Origin of the sequence: Kitasatospora sp. NPDC051984, assembly GCF_044593455.1 — a bacterium.
Classification (GTDB): domain Bacteria; phylum Actinomycetota; class Actinomycetes; order Streptomycetales; family Streptomycetaceae; genus Kitasatospora.
Map to the genome: position 1 here is coordinate 140,121 of NZ_JBIUCB010000009.1, position 12,976 is coordinate 153,096.

Sequence of the window (12,976 nt, forward strand, 5' to 3'; positions counted from 1 at the left end):
GACCCTACGGGGGCCGCCCCCACCTGCGGATCTGCCGAAAGTCATGCCCGCCGAGAACCCGCCGGCCGACATCCCGGCATTCGCCGAATTCCGGCCGCTGCTCAGGGAGTTGACGAGCTAACGCTCCCGGGGCCGCAGCTCGAACCACACCGTCCGCCCATCCGGCCGGAGCTCGGCCCCCCATCCGTCGGCGGACCAGGCCACCATCAGGAGACCGCGATCGGCCTCCTCGTCGAGCGGATCGACTGCCGTCAGGACGGGCAGCCGGTGGTGGTCGTCGGTGACCTCGACCAGCAGGCGATCGGTGTGCACCAGCCGCACCCCGACAGGTACTGTCGCCACCAGCACGGCGTCGGTGATCAGTTCACCGGCCAGCAGTTCGGCGAGGTCGAGGTCGATCTCCACGCCCCACTCGGCGATCCGGTCCCGGACGAACCGCCGGGCGGCCCGCACCTCCTGCTCCCACGGCACCAGTAGGTAGTGCGCCACCCGCTCCGCGGGGATGCCGTCGAGCCCCACCACCAGGAGGGCGAGGTCGTCCCGGCGGGCCGTCGCGGACAGTTCGTCCAGCAGGTCCGCGCAGACCTGGCCGGGTGTGGACTCCGGCCCGATCAGGTCGGCGCAGCGGTCGGCGAACTCCCCGAACCCGTCGTAGTCGTGCACCGGGAGCAGGCTGTCGGAGCCGAGCACCAGCATGGCTCCGTCCGGGACGTCCACCGTGATGGCCTCGAACGGCAGCCCCCCGGTCCCGACCGGAAGGTTGGAGGGCACGGCGAGCCACTCGACGCTGCCGTCCGGGTGGCGCAGCAGCGGGGGCGCGTGGCCGGCCGAGGCCATCTCGCAGCGCCGGGCGATCGGGTCGTACACCAGGTAGAGGCAGGTCGCCAGCTGGGCGACACCGAGCCGCAGGACCAAGTCGTCCAGGTGCCGCAGCAGTTGTGCGGGCGGTACGTCGAGCAGGGCGAAGGCCTGCACCCCCGCGCGGAGCCGGCTCATCGTCTGGGCGGCCTCCAGACCGTGGCCCATCACATCGCCGACCACCAGGGCGACCCGCTGGCCGGCCAGTTGGATGACGTCGAACCAGTCGCCGCCCACCCCGGCCTTGCGGTCGCCGGGCAGGTAGCGGTGTGCGGTCCGGACACCGGCGATCCTGGGCGGGTCGAGCGGGATCATCGAACGCTGCAGGGCCTCCGCCAGCCGCGCCTCCGCCTGGTGCAGCCGCGCACTGTCCAGCAGGAGCGCCCCGCGCTCGGCGAGTCCGCGCAGCAGCGGAACGTCGGCGGACTCGAACGGCACCCGGCTGGACATCCGCAACAGTTGCAGCACCCCGAACACCCGCCCCCGAACCGTCAGCGGGAGGGCCAGCACCGACGATTCCGGGCCGGGCTCGTGACCCTCGTCCACCAGCGTGAGGACGGGTTCGCCGCCCTGCAGGGCGCGGCCGATCGGGGTGCCGGGCCCGATAATCAGTACCGCGCCTATCCGCGGCGACAGCCCGAGCAGGCCGTCGCTGTCCCCGGCGTGACCGGCCAGCTGAAACCTGCTGTTCCGCCACGGCAGTTCGTCCTCCGGGTGGGAGCCGAAGACGAACTCGGTCCGCAGATAGACCGAGGCCAGGTCGGCCCAGCCCGGCACGAACACCTCGCACAGCTCGGTGGTCGTGGTGTCCAGGTCCACGGTGGTGCCAACCCTGCGGCCGAACTCCCGCGTCAGCACCGCCACCGGCGACTCCAGCTCCGCCCGGTACCTGAACTCCCGCTCGTGGCGCGCCCGTTGCGTGGCCAGCGCGGCCTCTGCCGCCAGCAGCCGGGCCTCCAGGCGGACGCACTGCTCCTCCGCGTCGTGGCGCAGCGACTGGGCCCGCGCCAGCTCCGCCCGCAGCAGGTCCAACTCCCGTTTCAGCGACCGCAGTTCCTCCCGGGCGTGCTCGGTGTCCGGCCCGTCCGCCCACCGCTCCAGCTCGCCCGTCCCGTAACGCGCCGCGGCCCGGTCCGCCTCCAGCTGCCGGTAGCGCTGTTCGGCCTGCTGCGCCTGCGCCTCCGTCGCCTTCAGCGAGGCCAGCAGGTGCCGTTCCCGCACGTCCGCCAACTGCAACTCGCGTTCCGCGGCGCCCAGTCGGTCGCGCAGCTCCTCGACCTCGTGCCGGGAGGCGTTGCGCACCCGCAACGCCTCCATCCGCAGCCGGTGGACGTGCTCCTGCACCTCGGAGGTGACCGACTCCCCCGTGGTCTCCGCGATTTGACGCAGCAGCTCGTCCACGAAGTCCTTCGAAGCGATCCGCACCCCGCTGAGGTACCGCGAGACAGTGCCCTTGTCGTAGTTGCAGCGCGCCGCGTAGCGGGTGAGTGAGGTCCGCAGGGCCTGGAACAGCTGGCCCAGGAAGGCCGTGAAGGCAGCGACTTCCGGCTCGCCGCCCTGCGGTTCGAGCGTCATGGGCTCCCCTCCCCGGCCGTTGCCGGGAAGTGGCAACCCGTTGCGCCTGGTGCAACCCTCGGCCTGCGTCGAAGACTAGGAGAAACCCTCAACCCCCCGCAGCGAAAGGCGCATTGATGTTCACCGCAGTCGTCCGACAGCTGGCCGCCTGCCAGCGCGCAGTGGTCGTGGCCCTGGCCCTGTTGCCCATGATCCTGGTGACCGTGGCCTGCCTGCCCGCCGTCCTGCTCCTGCCCGCCTTCCCGGGCGGAATACGCCGCCTCACGGCCCTGCTCACCCTGCTCCGCCGCTGGACGGACACCGTCCTGTCCCGGAGCTAGGGTCCAGGGCCGGTGGTCCGTCCGGCCGTCAGGGACGGTCGGTTCAGGAGGCGCTGATGCTGTGCAGGATGTCCGTCCCGGCAGCCTGCCGGGCGGGCCAGAGGCCGGCGATGGTGCCCACCACGCCGGCGGTGACCAGGAACAGGAGCAGCTCCCCGAACGGCAGCACGGTGCTGATGCCGGGCAGCGGCACGGACAGGGTGCTGACCGCGGCCTTGGCCAGGTAGCTGCCGAGGGCCATGCCGACCACGGCGCCGAAGACCGAGACGACGGCCGATTCGAGCCGGACCATCCGCCGGACGCCGGCCCGGTCCAGGCCGAGTGCGCGCAGCAGGCCGATCTCACGCTTTCGTTCGAAGACCGACATCGCCATGGTGTTGACCACGCCGAGGGCCGCGACCAGCACGGACATGCCGAGCATGACGTACAGCAGGCTCATCGTGGCGTTCACGGTGGAGCTGTAGTCGTCCGCCATGGCCTGCTTGTCGCGGATCACGATCACCGGGTTGTTCCCGGTGGCGGTGGCGATGGCCTGCTTGAGTGCCCGGGTCGGCCCGTTGCTGCCCTTGACCAGTGCCTGGACGATGAAGGGCTGCGGGTTGTGCGCGGCGATCACGGAGTTGGCGAGCAGGACCGGGGAGAGCAGCTGGTTGTTCTCGAAGACGCCGCCGACGGTCAGCGCGCTCTCCGTCCCGTCGGGGTTGCTCATCTTGACGGTCGAGCCGGCCTCGAGGCCCTCGCTCTTCGCCAGGCCGGCGTCGATCAGCAGCTGGCCCTGCTTCAGGGTGTCGGCGGAGCCGGCCGTCATGGACAGCTTGACCAGCTGGTCGAAGGTGTCCGCGTCCAGGCCCTCGACGGTGTGCGGGTTGCCGTTCACCTTGGCGTTCATCGAGGTGACGGCGCTGACCGAGGTCGCGCCCGGCACCTTGGCGATGTCCGCGGGGATCTGGGCGGACAGTCCTCGGCCGTTGGTCATGGCGACGGCGAGGTCGGCCTTGACCGCGCCGTCCACGGATCGGGCGGTCACGTCGGTCACCGAGGCGCCGACCACGGTCATCGCGGTGACCAGGGTGAGGCCGATGGCGATCGCGCCGGCGGTGGCCGCGGTGCGGCGCGGGCTGCGTACCGCGTTCAGTGCGGCCAGCTTGCCGGGGGTGCCGAACAGCCGGACCAGGACCGGGCGGGCCAGGCCGATCGCCGGACGGGAGAGCAGCGGCAGCAGGATCAGGATCCCGATCGCGGCGAGCGGCGCACCCGGCCGGATGAACTGCTGCTTGCTGTGGTCGGACACGATGCCGAGCGTGATCAGCCCGAGGCCGAGGGCGGTGATCAGCCCGCCGATGCTGTTGCGGATCAGCAGGCTCTTCGGGGTGGCCGGCCGGTCGCCGCTGCTCATCGCGGCCACCGGCGCGATCCGGGAGGCCCGGACGGCGGGCAGCAGGGCGGAGACCACGGTGACCAGCACGCCGACGGCGAGCACGGTGACGGTGGTACCCGGCGAGACGACCAGCGAGCCGGTGGGCATGCCCCGGTTGACCGACTTCAGGCCCCACTGGAGGCCGGCGCCGACGCCGATTCCGACCAGCAGGCCGCCCGCCGCGGAGACCAGGCCGATCAGCGCGGCCTCGGCCAGCACCGACCCGGTGACCTGGGACCGGGCCGCACCGATCGCGCGCAGCAGCGCCAGTTCCTTGGTCCGCTGGGCGATCAGCATGGTGAAGGTGTTGGCGATGATGAAGATGCCGACGAAGAGCGAAACCGCGGCAAAGGCCAGCAGGACCTGCTCCAGGCTGTGGGTGCGGCGGGAGATCGTCTCGGACTGGGCGGTCCGCAGCTGCTCGGCGGTCTGCACGGTGAACCGCTTGCTGTACGCCACCACCGGCGTGATCTGCTCGCGCAGCGCCTGGGCGGAGACGCCGGGCTCGGCGGTGACCTCGATGCTGCTGTACTGGCCGGGCGTCAGCAGCGCCTGCTGCGCGGAGGCGGTGTCCAGCAGGGTCAGTGAGCCGCCGCCGGCGACCATCGGGTCGGTGGTGGTGAAGATCCCGGTCAGCCGGGTGTCCACGGCCGGGCCGTTGGTGGCGATCCGCACTGTGTCGCCGACCTGGTAACCGCCGGACTCGGCGGTCTTCCGGTCGAGGGCGATCTCGCCGGTGGCGCGCGGGCCGCGGCCCTGGACCATCGGGTAGCGCGGGTCGTTGCCGGAGGCGTCCGGCACGAAGTTCGCGGACCTGGCGCTCCACGCCGGGCCGATCAGCTTGTTCTGCTTGTCGGCGACGCCGGTGAAGTCACTGACCACCGCCCGGGTCTTCGCCACCCCGGGGAGCGCCGCGACCTTGGCGACGGTCTCCTCGTTCAGCTGGGCGGGGCTCCGCGGGCCCCGGAAGCCGCCGGCGGCGTTCGCGGCGGGGTCGGTGACCATCACCGACAGGTCGTCGAAGCTCCGTGAGTAGCTGTTCCTGGTGGCCTGGTCGACGGTGTCGGAGAAGACCATGCTGCCGGCCACGAAGGCGGTCCCGAGCATGATGGCCAGCGCTGTCATCAGCAGTCGGCCCTTGTGGGCCAGCAGATTGCGCAGTGCGGTGCGGTACATGGGAGCTCTGTCCTGACCGAGGCGGGCGGCCGGGAAGCGGCCCGGACGGCGACAACTCCATCTTGCGGCTCCGAACCTGACGGTGCGTCAGTCCACTGACGTAGCCGTGCGGGCGTACGCGGCAGCGTCCGGTCCACCCCCGGGACGACGCCCCGGGGGGTGAGCCCACAGCCACCCGGAACACGACAGTCGCCGCGACGCGTGCGAGCGGCCGCGCCACCAGCGCGAGGCGCCAGCGCGAGACGCCAGCGCCAGGACGAGGCCGCCGCGCCGGCTCGCTAGGGCAGCGCCGCCGTCAGGTCGATCTCCACCAACTGCCCGCGGTAGCCCAGCGCGGCGACGCCGAGCAGCGTGCTGGCGGTGGCGAACGCGGGGGCGAGCGGGCCGTCCTGCAGGTGCTTCCAGGCGGCCCCCAGCTCCTCGCTCCGGTCACTGACGACGTAGATCACCGAGCGGACCACCCGCTCGGGGCCGACGCCGGCGGCGGCCAGGGCGACGAGCGAGTTGGCCACCACCTGGTCGATCTGGGCGAACAGGTCGCCCTCCCCGACCAGAAGCTCGTCGCGGTCGAGCGGGCACTGCCCGGCCAGGTGCGCGGTGCGGCCGGTCTCGGTGATGGTGATGTGGGCGTAGCCGGCGGTGGGGTGGAGTTCGGCGGGGCTGATGCGGGTGATGTCGGTCATCCGCCGATGATGCCCCGCGAGCGGAGCCGCGGGCACCCGAATATCAGTCGTTCTCCCGCGCGTGCCGCGAAAGTGCCGACGAGGCAAGGGAGTTGTGGATGGAGAAGGCCACCGTCCCGGGCAGGTACCGGTCCTGCGACCATTCCACCGGCGTGCCGGTCGGGTCCGTGGTGCGGCGCTTCTCGCGCAGCAGCGGGCTGCCCCGCCGGCAGCCGAGCAGCCGGGCGTCGTCGGCGTTGGCGCCGACCACGTCGATGGTGTGGTCGGCGTCGCTGAACAGGATGCCGTGTTCGCGCAGCGGTTCGGTGTGCGAGACGGCGTCGGGGGGCAGTTGGGCGACGAGTTCGCCGACCCGGGGCGGGTAGACGGTGCGTTCGACCATGACGGGGGTACCGGAGAGGGTGCGCAGGCGGAGCATCGCGTAGACCTCGGTGCCGGGTTCGAGGCGCAGTTGTTCGCGTTCGGCGGCGTCGGCGGGGCGGCGGACGATGGATTCCAGTCGGCCGCCGGGTTCTTCGCCCATGGAGCGGGCCCAGTGGGTGAAGGAGAGCAGTTCGGAGAAGGACTGCACGCGGGCGCTGCCGAGGACGACCCGGCGGGTGCCGCGGCGGGAGGTGACCAGTCCGTCGGCGCGCAGCAGGGCGAGGGCCTGCCGGACGGTGCCGCGGGAGACGCCGTACTGCTCGGCGAGGGCGCCCTCCGCCGGCAGTCGTCCGGCGTCGCCGAACGAGCCGGAGGTGATCGCTTCGCGCAGGTCGGCGGCCACCTTGCGGTAGAGCGAGCCGGCGGCGCTGTCCTGGTCGGATGCCACGTGCGTCGATTTCCCTTGCCTGGTAAGGAGATTGGGCCGTGTCCGCGCTGTGATCGCGCGTACACCATTGACTGTAACCGCTGTCACCGCACCGTCCGGCGCCGGGCGCGACCGTTCCGACAGCCGCCCCCTGCACTGGGCCGTCCGTTCACTTTCCCGTCACCGGCCTCGGGCGTACTTACCTCGGGCGACGGAAGTTGGCTGGCCAACTTGGCCAGGACCCGACACGTGTCACTACCCGACACATCCCGCGCCGCGCACCGAACACCTCTCGTGATCTCTGCAGCTCCACTTCCTTCAGGAGACCCTCCCGTGACCGTGCACCGCCACCGCGCCGCCGCCCTCGCGGCCGTGCTGACCGCTGCCGCGCTCTCCCTCTCCGCCTGCGGCTCCGCCGGCCAGGCCGCCAAGTCCGGTGACGCCAAGGGCGGTTCGGGCAACGCCAAGACCGCCACCTCGCTGGCCGACTTCGGCGGCATGGACGGTCTGGTGGCCGCCGCGAAGAAGGAGGGCAAGCTGCACGTCATCACCCTCCCGCGCGACTGGGCCAACTACGGCAAGCTGATGGACGACTTCAAGGCGAAGTACGGCATCGAGATCGAGGACGAGAACCCGGACGGCTCCAGCCAGGACGAGATCAACGCGGTCAAGTCCCGCAAGGGCCAGGACCGCGCGCCCGACACCCTGGACCTGGGTTCGGCGTTCGCGCTGTCCGCCGCCAAGGAGGGCATCCTCGCCCCGTACAAGGTCGCGTCGTTCGACAAGATCCCGGACACCATGAAGGACGCGGCCGGCCTGCGGGTCAACGACTACGGCGGCTACGTCTCGATCGGTTGCGACGCCAAGAAGGTCGCCAACTGCCCGAAGACCTTCGCCGACCTGCTCAAGCCCGAGTACAAGGGCCAGGTCGCGCTGAACGGCAACCCGACCAAGTCCGGTTCGGCGTTCGGCGGCGTGTACGCGGCGGCGCTGGCCAACGGCGGTTCGCTGGACAACGTCCAGCCCGGCATCGACTTCTTCGCCAAGCTGAAGCAGTCCGGCAACTTCAACCCGGTCGAGTCCACCCCGGCGACCGTCGAGAAGGGCGAGACCCCGATCTCGATCGACTGGTCGTACCTCAACGCCGGCTACACCGACGAGTTCAAGGGCAAGGGCGTCGACTGGCAGGTGTCGATCCCCTCGGACGGCTCCTACGCCCAGTTCTACAACCAGGCCATCAACAAGGACGCCCCGCACCCGGCGGCCGCCCGCCTGTGGATGGAGTACCTGTACTCCGCCGAGGGCCAGAACGGTTTCATGGGCGGCTACGCCACCCCGGCGCTGTTCGACGCGATGAAGAAGGACGGCACCCTGGACGCCGCCGCGGCGGCCAAGCTGCCGGTCGTCGAGAAGCCGTTCACCACCTTCCCCAGCTCGGAGCAGATCGACGCGGCCAAGAAGGTCGTGACCGAGAACTGGGCCAAGGCGATCGCGGGCTGATCACCGACATGACCACGGCTCCCACCCCGGTGCCGGCCCCGGCCGCCGCTGACCTCAGCGGCGGCCCGGTGGCCACCGACACCGCCACGACCTCCCCCGCCCCCACCCCGCTGAACTCCACCCCTGAGGCCGCCGGACGCCGCCTGCTGCGCGGCAAGTCCTGGCTGGCCACCGTCCCGCTGCTGGCCTTCTTCCTGATCGGCTTCGGCCTGCCGGCCGTCGCCATCGTCACGGGAGCGTTCACCGTCTCCAGCGACGCGGAGACCGGCGCGGGCTCGTTCACCACCGCGAACCTCACCGACTCGGTGCAGGGCGCCTACTGGACGGCGCTGGTCTCCAGCGTGAAGCTGTCCGCGCTCACCGCCCTGATCGCCACCGCGGTCGGCGTGCCGATCGCCCAGGCGGTGCTCACCTCCCGCTTCCGGGTGCTGCGCGAAGCGGTGCTGACCGCCTCCGGCGTGCTCGCCAACTTCGGCGGCCTGCCGCTGGCGTTCGCCTTCGTCGCCACCCTCGGCAACGCCGGCGAGCTGACCAAGATGTTCCACCTGACCGACCACGGCTGGTCGCTGTACAGCTTCACCGGCCTGACGGTCGCCTACCTGTACTTCCTGGTGCCGCTGATGGTGCTCACCATCACCCCCGCGCTGGAGGGCCTGCGGGTCCAGTGGCGCGAGGCCGCCCAGAACAACCGGGCCACCAGCCTCCAGTACTGGCGGCACGTCGCCCTGCCGATCCTGTTCCCGTCGCTGCTCGGCGGTTTCGTGCTGCTGTTCGGCTCGGCGTTCGCCGCGTACGCCACCGCCGCCGCGATGGTCGGCGCCACCGTGCCACTGATCAGCCGCCAGATCGCCGACGCGCTGTCCGGCAACGTGCTGACCGGCCAGGGCAACCTGGCACTGGCGCTCAGCCTGGACATGATCATCGTCGCCGTCCTGGTGATGGCCGTCTACCTGCCCCTCCAGCGCCGGAGTGCCCGATGGCTCAGCTGATCTCCCGTCTGCGGGTCTGGCGCGGGGCGGTCCTGCTGCTGGCCGGCCTGTACTTCCTGATCCCGATGGCCGCGTCGGTGTGGTTCTCCATCGACAACCGGGGCGGCATCACCTTCGACGCCTACACCGGCCTGCTGTCCGCCCCCGGCTTCACCGACAGCCTGCTGCTCACCCTGGAGCTCGCCGCCGTCACCGTGGTGGTGCTGCTGCTCCTGCTGGTGCCCGCGATGATCGCCGTCCGGCTCGGCTCGCCGAAACTCCGCCCGGTGCTCGAAATCGTCTGCACCCTGCCGCTGGTGGTGCCGCCGGTCGCGCTGACCGCCGGCCTGATCGGCGTGCTCCGCTGGGGCCCGGACTACCTGATGGAAACCCCGTTCTTCCAGACCTTCGTGTTCATCCAGCAGCCGGAGTTCCCGCTGGTCCTGGTGATCGCGTACGTGCTGATGGCGCTGCCGCTGGCCTACCGCGCCCTTGACTCCGGCCTGCGCGCCGTGGACGTCCGCACCCTGGTCGAGGCCGCCCGGAACTGCGGCGCGAGCTGGCCGCGGGCCGTCGTCCAGGTGATCCTGCCGAACCTGCGCGGCGCGCTGCTGAACGCCTCCTTCCTCACCCTGGCCATGGTCCTCGGCGAGTTCACCACCGCCTCGATCCTCGGCTACCAGCCCTTCGCCGTGTGGATCTACTCGGTCGGCAACAGCCAGGGCCAGATGTCCGTCGCGGTGTCCGTGCTCAGCCTGCTGATCACCTGGGTGCTGCTGCTCCTGCTGGCCGCCGCCGGCCGCGAGCGCCGCCACAAGACCGCCACCGCCTCCTGAGCCTCCCCGGAGACCACCACCCATGAGCACCGCCACCGCCGCCCCCACCGCAGCCACCGGCACCAGCGCCACCGTCGAATTCCGCTCGCTGCGGCGGCAGTTCGGCGCCACCACCGCCCTCGACGGCCTCGACCTCACGGTCAACCCGGGCGAACTCCTCGCCCTGCTCGGCCCGTCCGGCTGCGGCAAGACCACCGCGCTGCGCATCCTCGCCGGGTTCGAGACCCACGACTCCGGCGAGGTGCTGGTCGACGGCGAGGACATCACCCGGATCCCCGCCCACAAGCGCGACGCCGGCATGGTGTTCCAGTCCTACAGCCTCTTCCCGCACCTCACCGCCGCCGACAACGTCGCCTTCGGCCTCCGCATGCGCGGCGCCGCCAAGGCCGAACGCCGGGGGCGCGCCCACGAGTTGCTCGAACTCGTCGGCCTGCCGCAGCGCGCCGACCACTACCCGCACCAGATGTCCGGCGGCCAGCAGCAGCGCATCGCCCTCGCCCGCGCGCTCGCCCTCCAGCCGCGCGTCCTGCTCCTGGACGAGCCGCTGTCCGCCCTCGACGCCAAGGTCCGCCTCTCGCTGCGCGAGGAGATCCGCCGCCTCCAGCAGGAACTCGGCATCACCACCCTGTTCGTGACCCACGACCAGGAAGAGGCCCTCTCGATGGCCGACCGGGTCGCCGTCCTGCGCGCCGGCCGGCTCGAGCAGTGCGCGACGCCCTCCGAGCTGTACTCCCGGCCGGCCACCGCGTTCGTCGCCGAGTTCGTCGGCACCATGAGCCGCATCCCGTGCGTGCGCACCGCCGACGGCCAGGTCGAGGTGCTCGGCCGCCGCCACCCCGTCGACGGCACCCTCCCCGCCGACGGCGACCTGCACGTCCTGGTCCGCCCCGAGAACGTCCAGCTCACCCCCGCGACGGACGGCCCCGCCCAGGTCATCGCCGCCTCCTTCCTCGGCGCCGTCACCCGCCTCACCGTCCGCCTCCCCGACGGCACCGAAATCAAGTCCGACCTCCCCACCGAAACCGCCGCCACCCTCCCCCTCGGCACCCACGCCACCCTCACCCTCCCCACCCGCCCCGTCCTCGTCGACCGGGCCCCGGCCGCATCCTGACGCCCCGCCAGGGCACCGTCGTCCTGCGCCCAAGTCCCGCACCCTGAGCGTCAGTGCCGCTGAAATCCCGCGCCCCGCAGGGGCGCGGGGAACTGCGCGAGACGGAAGGCAACGAGCCGCAGCCGCCCGCCGACACCCACTTGCCGCCCCGTAGCGCCCTCTCCGTTCCTCTCGCCCCCAAGAATTTTCCGCGCCCCGCAGGGGCGCGTGGGGGCACCTCCCAGCCCGCCAGGGCTGGGGGAGAACTGCGCGAAGCGCAAGGCAACGAGCCGCAGCCGCCCTCCGACAACCACCTGCCGCCCCGCACCGCGTCCCGCCGCACCGCGTCACCTCGCACCGCGACCCGTCGCGCTGCCCGATGAGCCACGTAAGGTACCGCCATGCCTGCAACCCACCCCGCCGCCGTCCTGTTCGACATGGACGGCACCCTGGTCGACACCGAGCACCTCTGGTGGCAGGCCGCGGCCGAGCTCGCCGCCGAGCTCGACCTCACCCTCACCGACGCCGACCTGCCGGACGTCCTGGGCCAGGCCGTCGAGCACACCGCCGCCCACCTGCACCGCACCAGTCGCACCGCCCGCGCCGAGTCCGAGCTCGTCGAGCACCTGAACAACACCTTCGCCGCCAAGGTCGAGGCCGAGATCGTGCCCCGCCCGGGCGCCCTCGCCCTGCTCGCCGCGCTCCAGGAGGCCCGGATCCCGGCCGCCCTGGTCTCCGCGTCCCCGCGCCGCGTCGTCGATCTCGTGCTGAGCGCTCTCGGCCCGCACTGGTTCGCCACCACTCTCGCCGCCGAGGACACCCCCCGCACCAAGCCCGCCCCGGACCCGTACCTGGCCGCCGCCGAGCGTCTCGGCCTTGACCCGGCCGCCTGCGTCGCCGTCGAGGACACCCCGACCGGTGTCGCCTCCGCGCACGCCGCCGGCTGCGCCGTCCTCGCGGTGCCGTCCACCGTCCCGATCCCGGCCGGCGACGGCATCACCGTGCTGGACAGCCTGGAGCGCGCGGACCTCGCGCTCCTCGGCTCCCTCACCGCCGCCCCGGCGTCCTGATGCCGTATCTGCTGCTCGCCCTCGCGATAGCCAGCGAGGTCTGCGCCACCAGCCTGCTCAAGCTCACCGACGGCTTCTCCCGCCTGTGGCCGAGCCTCGCGGTCGCCGTCGGCTACGTGCTGTCGTTCTACCTGCTGGGCCGCGCCCTCAAGCACATACCGGTCTCCGTCGCGTACGCGGTCTGGTCCGGCGCGGGCACGGCCGCGGTCGCGGCCATCGGCGCCACCTTCTTCGGCGAGTCACTGGGCCGTCTCCAGTGGTGCGGCATCGCCCTGGTGATCGTCGGCGTGATCCTGCTCAACCTGCGTTCCAGCCACTGACCGCCGCACCACCGCTCCCCGAGCACCCCCGCACCACCCGACCGACCCGCGGTCCACCCGCTGACCTGCAAAGAAACCGAGTTGACCGCCCCGCCGTCACTCGGCCAGCATCCCCTCATGCCCCTGCAAGCCACCCTCGCCCGCGCCGACGCCGATCCGGCTGCCGGCCGCGTCCCGATGGCCCGGCAGCGGCTGCGCAGCCTGATCGCGGACCACCCGACCGACCTGCGGTCCACCCGCTGACCTGTAAAGAAACCGAGTTGACCACCCCGCCGCCACTCGGCCAGCATCCCCTCATGCCCCTGCAAGCCACCCTCGCCCGCGCCGACGCCGATCCGGCTGCCGGCCGCGTCCCGATGGCCCGGCAGCGGCT

12 protein-coding genes are annotated in these 12,976 nt (G+C 72.0%); 8 read left to right on the plus strand and 4 right to left on the minus strand.

Annotated elements, in window-relative coordinates; genetic code table 11:
- Positions 1–117: 117 nt before the first annotated feature.
- Positions 118–2,433, minus strand: coding sequence for a SpoIIE family protein phosphatase (locus tag ACIHEI_RS19835; protein WP_396607533.1), 2,316 nt, complete (start codon positions 2,431–2,433; stop codon positions 118–120).
- Between the two features lie 116 nt (positions 2,434–2,549).
- Between ACIHEI_RS19835 and ACIHEI_RS19840 the strand changes: the two genes are divergently transcribed.
- On the plus strand, positions 2,550–2,753 hold the full coding sequence (locus ACIHEI_RS19840) for a hypothetical protein (protein ID WP_387646310.1): 204 nt from the start codon (positions 2,550–2,552) through the stop codon (positions 2,751–2,753).
- 43 nt (positions 2,754–2,796) lie between these two features.
- Here ACIHEI_RS19840 and ACIHEI_RS19845 read toward each other — a convergent pair whose 3' ends face one another.
- The 3 genes from ACIHEI_RS19845 to ACIHEI_RS19855 all read right to left on the minus strand — a co-directional run bounded on the left by ACIHEI_RS19845 (position 2,797) and on the right by ACIHEI_RS19855 (position 6,840).
- Positions 2,797–5,346, minus strand: coding sequence for an ABC transporter permease (locus ACIHEI_RS19845; RefSeq protein ID WP_396607534.1), 2,550 nt, complete (start codon positions 5,344–5,346; stop codon positions 2,797–2,799).
- Between the two features lie 278 nt (positions 5,347–5,624).
- Positions 5,625–6,029 (minus strand): RidA family protein, encoded by a 405-nt coding sequence (locus tag ACIHEI_RS19850; RefSeq protein WP_387862826.1) that lies wholly within the window; start codon positions 6,027–6,029, stop codon positions 5,625–5,627.
- A gap of 43 nt (positions 6,030–6,072) precedes the next feature.
- On the minus strand, positions 6,073–6,840 hold the full coding sequence (locus ACIHEI_RS19855) for a GntR family transcriptional regulator (RefSeq protein ID WP_387646318.1): 768 nt from the start codon (positions 6,838–6,840) through the stop codon (positions 6,073–6,075).
- Positions 6,841–7,152: 312 nt separating this feature from the next.
- Here ACIHEI_RS19855 and ACIHEI_RS19860 point away from each other — a divergent pair, with 312 nt between their 5' ends.
- The 7 genes from ACIHEI_RS19860 to ACIHEI_RS19890 all read left to right on the plus strand — a co-directional run bounded on the left by ACIHEI_RS19860 (position 7,153) and on the right by ACIHEI_RS19890 (position 12,846).
- On the plus strand, positions 7,153–8,319 hold the full coding sequence (locus tag ACIHEI_RS19860; RefSeq protein WP_392951845.1) for an ABC transporter substrate-binding protein: 1,167 nt from the start codon (positions 7,153–7,155) through the stop codon (positions 8,317–8,319).
- An 8-nt stretch (positions 8,320–8,327) separates the two neighbouring features.
- Positions 8,328–9,308: an ABC transporter permease gene (locus tag ACIHEI_RS19865; protein WP_396607535.1), complete on the plus strand. Its 981-nt coding sequence runs from the start codon at positions 8,328–8,330 to the stop codon at positions 9,306–9,308.
- Positions 9,296–10,123 (plus strand): ABC transporter permease, encoded by an 828-nt coding sequence (locus tag ACIHEI_RS19870; protein ID WP_387646325.1) that lies wholly within the window; start codon positions 9,296–9,298, stop codon positions 10,121–10,123. The genes ACIHEI_RS19865 and ACIHEI_RS19870 overlap by 13 nt, the downstream gene beginning before the upstream one ends.
- A 22-nt stretch (positions 10,124–10,145) precedes the next feature.
- Positions 10,146–11,234, plus strand: coding sequence for an ABC transporter ATP-binding protein (locus ACIHEI_RS19875; RefSeq protein WP_396607536.1), 1,089 nt, complete (start codon positions 10,146–10,148; stop codon positions 11,232–11,234).
- Positions 11,235–11,614: 380 nt separating this feature from the next.
- Positions 11,615–12,283: an HAD family hydrolase gene (locus tag ACIHEI_RS19880; RefSeq protein ID WP_396607537.1), complete on the plus strand. Its 669-nt coding sequence runs from the start codon at positions 11,615–11,617 to the stop codon at positions 12,281–12,283.
- Positions 12,283–12,603 carry a DMT family transporter gene (locus ACIHEI_RS19885; RefSeq protein ID WP_396607538.1) on the plus strand — a complete coding sequence of 107 codons (321 nt, stop codon included), beginning with the start codon at positions 12,283–12,285 and terminating at the stop codon, positions 12,601–12,603. Before ACIHEI_RS19880 ends, ACIHEI_RS19885 begins: the two co-directional genes overlap by 1 nt.
- A 117-nt stretch (positions 12,604–12,720) precedes the next feature.
- Positions 12,721–12,846: a DUF6584 family protein gene (locus ACIHEI_RS19890; protein ID WP_396607539.1), complete on the plus strand. Its 126-nt coding sequence runs from the start codon at positions 12,721–12,723 to the stop codon at positions 12,844–12,846.
- Positions 12,847–12,976: the final 130 nt, after the last annotated feature.